Consider the following 6,336-nt stretch of genomic DNA (forward strand, 5'->3'; position numbering starts at 1 on the left):
GACTGAAACACGCCGCGGAGCATCTCAATATCAGCGGCGTAGATATTGACCTCTAAGTCGTTGATGTTGTACACCGGGGCGTTGTTCACCACATTGTTATTCACCACTATTGGGACGCCGGCGGCTAGGCTCCACGCGGCGTGTAGATACCCCCTCTTCAAAAGCATATTGTACAGCTTTAACGCGTCTGATATTATGTAAGACGCGGGCCGTTTTAGAAGCGTTTTTGTCTCCTCAAGAACGCGGAGGGCGTCTTCATCTAGACACACATGCTTACGCGCTCTACAAGGCATGTGAGCTAGCTCACCTTATTATTAAAAGAATTTTTTCTATGAGTGTGTGCTCTCGGAGCACACCCTTGACAGTCCTCCGGAAATCAAAAGATAGTTGAAACATCCTCTCCGCCACCCGCATGAAGTCCTCCCTCTCTGCGTCTAACCGGAAATCAAAAGATAGTTGAAACCGTACCCCGCCGGCGGCGGATACGGTGAGGTTGTCGGGTACCCCGGAAATCAAAAGATAGTTGAAACGCACCTTGTACCAGTTGCTGTTTATATGAGCGTCAATGTGCTCCCCGGAAATCAAAAGATAGTTGAAACTTCTATGTTCTTATGAGACCAAAGACCAAAAGAAAAAGGGTCGCCGGAAATCAAAAGATAGTTGAAACACGTACTTCCTAGTCTTGATTTTGAGATCTACGTTCATACCGGAAATCAAAAGATAGTTGAAACCGATCTGCTTAAACAATATACAACTCCCGGCTTCTGCAAGCATCCCGGAAATCAAAAGATAGTTGAAACGCGTAGTAGCGCGGCGCATCTATGGTCATTCTCAGCGGCTTCACCGGAAATCAAAAGATGGCCGCAGAGCCCGCGCCCCCCTGGCGCGGGCATACGCCGGAAATCAAAAGATAGTTGAAACAATTGCGCGGGCGAAGGCCTCGCCCTCGCTAGTGGCGCCGGAAATCAAAAGATAGTTGAAACGAGATGTATATATAGCTCTCGCCTCTATTTACATTGTATCGGAGCCCGGAAATCAAAAGATAGTTGAAACGAGTTACGAGGAGGCGTCGTTGCGTACAGGCTGAATACTTAACCGGAAATCAAAAGATAGTTGAAACCCATATTCAACCTCATATACATCGCACGACTTATTCTCATCGACCGGAAATCAAAAGATAGTTGAAACGGAACACTTGGCGCAGAGGCGCACAGCCTCATGGCGTCCCCCACCCAGAAATCAAAAGATAGTTGAAACCTGGAGAGGGTAACGCCTTACCATTATGAGTTGACTGATCAGGAAGCCAGAAATCAAAAGATAGTTGAAACATGCACTGCGCTATGAATGTGTTTATCAGCTCCTTGAACGTCCGGAAATCAAAAGATAGTTGAAACCCTGATGGAGATATAGCCAAGTGGATATCACTTTTCATGCTATCCAGAAATCAAGAGATAGTTGAAACATGATAGGCGAGATGAGGCCGGCCGCTAAAATGCTCGACCGCCGAGGTGATCATAGGCGTGGTGTATCAGCACAGCACGTAGTATCGACTATCGATACAAAAATTTAGCTTTTAGTCGAAGTAAAGAATAACTACGATGTTATTAGCAAGCCATGCGAATCGCTGGAAATAACTATATATCGGTGATATACGGCGTAGTTGTAGGGCTGTTGTTGATAGAGATATCGTTGGTATTGGCGGCTCCGTTCGCCGCGCAGAGCTGGTATCCGTTCTTCACGGTGGTTGCGTCCGCTGGCTATAAGACTATCTATCCAGGACCTGCCCTGATTGCGGCCATGTTGGCGCTCGGGGTGGCCTCGGCCTTCGTCGTGCCCAGGAGGTACTACGGCGTCTTCGTCGTGGTGTTAATCATAGCCGCTGTAGTAGCCATAGCGATCCTAGGCTCCCTCGCCTCCTGCGCTGCTTGTAAGTGGTGGTTCTGTAGCAAGGTGCAGAGTTGCGGCTTGGAGGTGGGGTGGCTCTACGTAAAAAATATATGCATCTGCTATAGCCCGTAAATGCTCAGCTTTTTCCTCTACCATCTTAAATATATATTTATGGATATTTATTTTATAATTTTATTAATATTAATAATGTTTGTTATGATTACTACAGAAGTCTTTTTTGGCTTTATTCAAATGGAGAGTTCAGCCTATTTCCTATTAATATACATACTGTGCGTCTACGCGGAGAGGAGGATATCCGGGCCTCTGCCGGCTATCTTCAGCGCCAGGGGCCTCTTGGCGACCGCGGCGGTGACGTATTCGGCGTCGTTGCCCGTCTTGTTGACGGCGGCGTGGAGATCGCCGACGCTTCTCGTCGCCCCTCTCCTAGCGGCCTTACGTAGGAGGCCCGCGCTCCTCGTGGCGTCTCTTATCGCCGTTGCGCCCCTCCTGCCTGTAGGCGTTGCCGCCGTGGCCGTATTCGAGGCGCTGGCGAGGGCTAGGCTTATCACCACGATGGGCCGGGGAGCCTTGCGCATGTCGACGTTGCATCCCGTAGCGAAGGCTCTTCTCGCGGCGGCGTTCATGGCGGTTTACTTAACAGTCGGCGGCGCGGCCAATATCTCTATAAGGGGTCTATCCCAGTTCGCCGCAACGTCGCCTCCTCCCATGACGCCCGTCCAGCTGGCTGCCTTGGCTTTGTTCCTCCTGGCGTCCTACGGCTTGATCTTCGGCGCGTCTTTAGACACTTATTTGGACAGCCGCCTACGTATATATCATCTCCTCAAGGGCCGCCCCTCGGCGAAGCCGATCGTCACGTTTTTCTGGCTCCTAGCCGTATCGCTCCCCGTGTGCCTATTCAAGGAGTGCGACGTGTTTACCCACACGGCGTTTATTGCGTTGTGGACGGCGTCTATATGGTCGTTGAAGCCGGATATCTTCAGGAACGAGGACGCCGTTGCGTTGTTGCTGGCCCTCTTCGTCGCCGGGTATCTGTCGCATTACCCTCAGCTCCTCGCCGCGGCGGCCCTTCTTCCTATCCTCCCCAAGCTTTCCGAGGAGATCCGCCATGTACTTAGCTCCGGCCAATAACGTCGTTGGGTTCCTCTCCGCCCTCAGCAGGCTCATGTTAAAAAACGCCGTGTTTAGGGCTTATCTGGCGCTGGGAGCGACGGCGATAGCTCTGTGCTTCCTCCTCGCCTCTTGTCGGACCTATTGCCTTATATCTATAGAGGTCTTCCTCGCGCCGTTTGCGTATATCTACGTCCACGAGACGGCGCAGTACATCGCCCTGGGCGTAGACGTGGAGCTGAGGCTGGAGAAAGGCTACGTGGTCTTGGAGCCCCGCGGAAACCCTAAGCGGCCGCGCGGAGCTGTGGTCGCGGGCGCCCTCGCGCCGACTGTTGTCGGGCTCGCGTCCCTGCCCTACGCGCCTTTGTTCTCGCTGATAGTTTTATTATCCGTGGCTCTCACGTTGGCCAGATATGTTGGAGGCTAGAGGCCTAGTCGTCGGCTATGACAAGCCCTTGACAAAGCCCTTGGACTTTAAGCTGGCTAAGGGCGAGTCGATAGTCTTCTACGGGCCTAACGGCGTCGGCAAGACGACTTTGGCCAAAACAATAGCCTCTCTGCTGAAACCGCTCAGCGGCTCCGTGCTCCTAGACGGCGTGCCTGTCCCAAGGGCTAGGGACTATATATTCTTCCTGCCGGAGGTCGTGGATCTGCCGGATAGGGTTAAGGCTTTCGAATACGTGGAGGCGCTCGCGTCGTTCTACGGAGCTGAGGACTCGGCCGAGGAGGCCCTCGAACTGGCAGGCGTGCCTGGGCGCTTGCCGTTGGGCAAGATGTCGCAGGGGATGAAGAGGTTGGCCCAGCTGGCCGCTGCATTGGCGGTCGCGCCCAAGGTCAAGTTGCTCGTCTTGGACGATCCCTACGTCAGCGTATCCCCTGAGAAATCCGCCGAGCTCCACAACGAGTTGTTGAGAAGGTCGAGGGACGGCGTGTTGGTCCTGACGGCGCGCGTCCCCCTGAAGGCGACTCTGCAGGTCGACTTCTTGTCTTTAAAGCCGTGAGGTCGGTCGCAAGCGCGGTCTTCATGGCCCTCTGGACATTTGCCGACATAGTCTTGAGGAAGGACGAGTTGCGCCAGGCTCTTGAGAGGCTCATACTCGAGGAGGCCCAGCGGCTGGGGCAGCCGGTCTTGGTGAGGGAGTCCGTCGACGCGACTTGGAGCTTCTTCGTGCCCACTGCCGTGTTCGCGTCGTTTTTCATACAGCTGGCGGTGTACGCGGCTTGGAGTCTAGCATTCAAGATAGGGGGATGTAGGCGGGGCTTCGCGACCGCCTTGGTCGTAGTAGCCGTGTTGACGGCCGCGTTGTGGCTCCTCGTACTGCCCGCGGTCTTCTTCATGGGATTGCCGATAGAACAGCCGTTGATGTACCTAGTTCTAAACGCCGGCCTCGCCTTTATAAAATACTCCGAATGCCCCAAGACGCGGCTTGGCTAGGTATTGCGTCATCACGACCCCGGCCGCCGTCGTTGAGGATGCACAGATCGGCCTAGGGCCGGCTGAAGACGGCCCGTGGAGATTCTTGTTTAGTAGCCAGGTTCTGCCACGGGGCCAGCTGGGCCAAGGCCTTGTAAATTATCTCAGGTCTGGAGACCAGCACCTCTGCTAGTATATCCGGGTCTCCATCAACACCCTCTTGACCTCCTCGGCAAGAGACACGGAGTTGCTTAAGCCTAAATTTAAAAAATGCCTCTAGGCCCCGCCCCGGCGGACCCGCCGCTGTACACAGCGGGTTGCTGTCGTTGCCTATCGGCGTTTGTTGGGATGTGATAGTTGAAACGCCAGTGAGATGCACAAGCCCGCTTTGAGTCGGGGTTTGAAATCAAAAGTGAAACAGCTGATGCGCCTCTCTGCGGCGGCTGTCCGCACTGCGGCCAGATGTCAATAGCCTCCAGGCAACTGGAGGTTGTGGTTGTGGGCCGGGACGGCCCTCGGCCCCGCGGCGTGGGAGTGGGGCGCCTCGGCGCGGTGTGCCAAGTGTCCCCTCCCCTGCCAGCCCGCCTTCTCCGTTACACGGGTTGTGGTGGGCTTATCTCATGAAGTAGCGACATGACGGCGGTGTTTAGCGCCAGGTATACGGGATATACGGTTGCTGTGAGGGCTACTCCGCGTCTCCAGCTGTTTAGGTAGTGGCGCATGGCGTAGGCTAGAAACGCGGAGGCCAGTGCATGGGACCACGGGCCTAGGGCTACTGTGGCAGCGGCGGCGGTTGTGTAGACGCTTGAGGACAAGGCGCCGAGGTTGAAGACGCCGCGGTCTGTGAAGGCGGGGCCTGCCAATCTGCGGATTAAGGGCTTCGCTACGTATGCCAGGGAGGTGGAGAACGCGAGGAAGCCGGCGAAGGCGGCTGGGAGCGTGATGTAGATAATGTCCTGAGGCAAGAGGTAGTACTTGCAGGTTATTATGGATAGAGAGGCCAGGGCGCCCGCTAGGGGGAATTCAAGCCTCCAGTGGGCGCCGATGGGGTCGCCTGTGGTGAGGGTGACGTCTCTGCGCGAGGTGTGGGTGAGCCTAGACCAGAGGGGGGCCCTCCACGGCTCCTCTACGCCGTACCTCAGCTTGAGAAACGTCTTGAAGCGCTCATACGCTTCAGGCCCCAGGACGCGCCATGTGTAGGCGTCGGCGGCTGTCTCCAGCGCCCTTATGAAGACTAGGAAGCCGACGGCGAGCGCCAAAACAGCCGTGGGGTAGACCGGCGTGTTCCATAGGCCGTGTCTTATCATGATACCCGTGAGGAGGAGCGCGGCCAGGAGGTACAGCTGGAGCTTCATGGGGTGTCTGTTCTTCGCGTGGTACTCCTCGTGTAGCCTAATCATCTCCAGCACGGCGGGGTCCTCTCCGCCGATTAGTACAAACGACTTTGTCCCGAGCCCAAAGGTGAAGCCGCCGTAGGCTGCTCTTCTCTCGACATGTAGATAGCCGCCGTCTACTCTGCCCACGCCGGCCAGCCGCCTACTGTAAACAATGTCCACGACCTTCATCAGTGACAGATACACTAATACTGAAATTGCAACGTATAGAAAATCGCCGAGATCTCCGACGTCTAGTAAACCACTTATATACAACTCACCTAATAGCCACGTCGCACCTATCCAAAATACTGATGTGAGGAATACTCCGCCGAACAGCGCCGAGAGGATTTTATTTTCCGTCTTTTTTATAGATAGGTAAAGCCTTACAGCGGCTAAGACGAGGCCAGGTACGTAATACGCCACGATAGGCACCTCCATAAGCAACTGCCCTAGAGTCGTGTAGCCACTTTTGTAAATTACAGCACCAGCTACTAATAAAATAGGGAATAACCTATCAAGATACCATGTAAC

The 6,336-nt window shown here is 54.7% G+C and carries 9 protein-coding genes and 2 CRISPR repeat arrays; of the genes, 6 read left to right on the forward strand and 3 right to left on the reverse strand.

All coding sequences use genetic code 11. From position 1 onward, the window contains the following. On the reverse strand, positions 1-293 hold a 293-nt coding region (locus ACP5J3_RS09855; RefSeq protein ID WP_428495533.1), incomplete at its 3' end, for a hypothetical protein. A 76-nt stretch (positions 294-369) separates the two neighbouring features. Next, a CRISPR array of direct repeats spans positions 370-801; the repeat unit is 25 nt; unit sequence CCGGAAATCAAAAGATAGTTGAAAC. 95 nt (positions 802-896) lie between these two features. Continuing rightward, a CRISPR array of direct repeats spans positions 897-1,462; the repeat unit is 25 nt; unit sequence CCGGAAATCAAAAGATAGTTGAAAC. Between the two features lie 152 nt (positions 1,463-1,614). Between ACP5J3_RS09855 and ACP5J3_RS09860 the strand changes: the two genes are divergently transcribed. Next, entirely contained in the window at positions 1,615-2,019 is a 405-nt protein-coding gene (locus tag ACP5J3_RS09860) for a hypothetical protein (RefSeq protein WP_428495534.1), read from the forward strand. 164 nt (positions 2,020-2,183) lie between these two features. Here ACP5J3_RS09860 and ACP5J3_RS09865 read toward each other — a convergent pair whose 3' ends face one another. Next, positions 2,184-2,531 carry a hypothetical protein gene (locus ACP5J3_RS09865; RefSeq protein WP_428495535.1) on the reverse strand — a complete coding sequence of 116 codons (348 nt, stop codon included), beginning with the start codon at positions 2,529-2,531 and terminating at the stop codon, positions 2,184-2,186. Between ACP5J3_RS09865 and ACP5J3_RS09870 the strand changes: the two genes are divergently transcribed. Genes ACP5J3_RS09870 through ACP5J3_RS09890 form a run of 5 tightly spaced genes read left to right on the forward strand, consistent with a single transcriptional unit; the run spans position 2,530 to position 4,622 of the window. Next, positions 2,530-3,036 (forward strand): hypothetical protein, encoded by a 507-nt coding sequence (locus ACP5J3_RS09870; protein ID WP_428495536.1) that lies wholly within the window; start codon positions 2,530-2,532, stop codon positions 3,034-3,036. The two genes, ACP5J3_RS09865 and ACP5J3_RS09870, sit on opposite strands and share 2 nt — an antisense overlap. After that, positions 3,014-3,442: a hypothetical protein gene (locus ACP5J3_RS09875; protein ID WP_014288163.1), complete on the forward strand. Its 429-nt coding sequence runs from the start codon at positions 3,014-3,016 to the stop codon at positions 3,440-3,442. Before ACP5J3_RS09870 ends, ACP5J3_RS09875 begins: the two co-directional genes overlap by 23 nt. Next, on the forward strand, positions 3,429-4,016 hold the full coding sequence (locus tag ACP5J3_RS09880; protein ID WP_428495537.1) for an ABC transporter ATP-binding protein: 588 nt from the start codon (positions 3,429-3,431) through the stop codon (positions 4,014-4,016). Before ACP5J3_RS09875 ends, ACP5J3_RS09880 begins: the two co-directional genes overlap by 14 nt. Then, complete coding sequence (locus ACP5J3_RS09885; RefSeq protein ID WP_428495538.1) at positions 4,013-4,450, forward strand: hypothetical protein; 438 nt, start codon at positions 4,013-4,015, stop codon at positions 4,448-4,450. The genes ACP5J3_RS09880 and ACP5J3_RS09885 overlap by 4 nt, the downstream gene beginning before the upstream one ends. Next, positions 4,443-4,622, forward strand: coding sequence for a hypothetical protein (locus ACP5J3_RS09890; RefSeq protein ID WP_428495539.1), 180 nt, complete (start codon positions 4,443-4,445; stop codon positions 4,620-4,622). The genes ACP5J3_RS09885 and ACP5J3_RS09890 overlap by 8 nt, the downstream gene beginning before the upstream one ends. 400 nt (positions 4,623-5,022) lie before the next feature. Here ACP5J3_RS09890 and ACP5J3_RS09895 read toward each other — a convergent pair. Then, positions 5,023-6,336 (reverse strand): hypothetical protein (locus ACP5J3_RS09895; RefSeq protein ID WP_428495540.1); only part of this gene is annotated, 1,314 nt, incomplete at its 5' end.

The sequence above is a fragment of the Pyrobaculum sp. genome (assembly GCF_049971835.1).
Taxonomy (GTDB): Archaea; Thermoproteota; Thermoprotei; order Thermoproteales; family Thermoproteaceae; genus Pyrobaculum.

What these genes read in the sequence shown, in the direction of transcription:
- ACP5J3_RS09880 (WP_428495537.1), top strand. Translation starts at nt 3,429, where the DNA reads ATGTTGGAGGCTAGAGGCCTAGTCGTCGGCTATGACAAGCCCTTGACA.
- ACP5J3_RS09870 (WP_428495536.1), top strand. Translation starts at nt 2,530, where the DNA reads ATGGCGGTTTACTTAACAGTCGGCGGCGCGGCCAATATCTCTATAAGG.
- ACP5J3_RS09865 (WP_428495535.1), bottom strand. Translation starts at nt 2,531, where the DNA reads ATGAACGCCGCCGCGAGAAGAGCCTTCGCTACGGGATGCAACGTCGAC.
- ACP5J3_RS09875 (WP_014288163.1), top strand. Translation starts at nt 3,014, where the DNA reads ATGTACTTAGCTCCGGCCAATAACGTCGTTGGGTTCCTCTCCGCCCTC.
- ACP5J3_RS09860 (WP_428495534.1), top strand. Translation starts at nt 1,615, where the DNA reads ATGCGAATCGCTGGAAATAACTATATATCGGTGATATACGGCGTAGTT.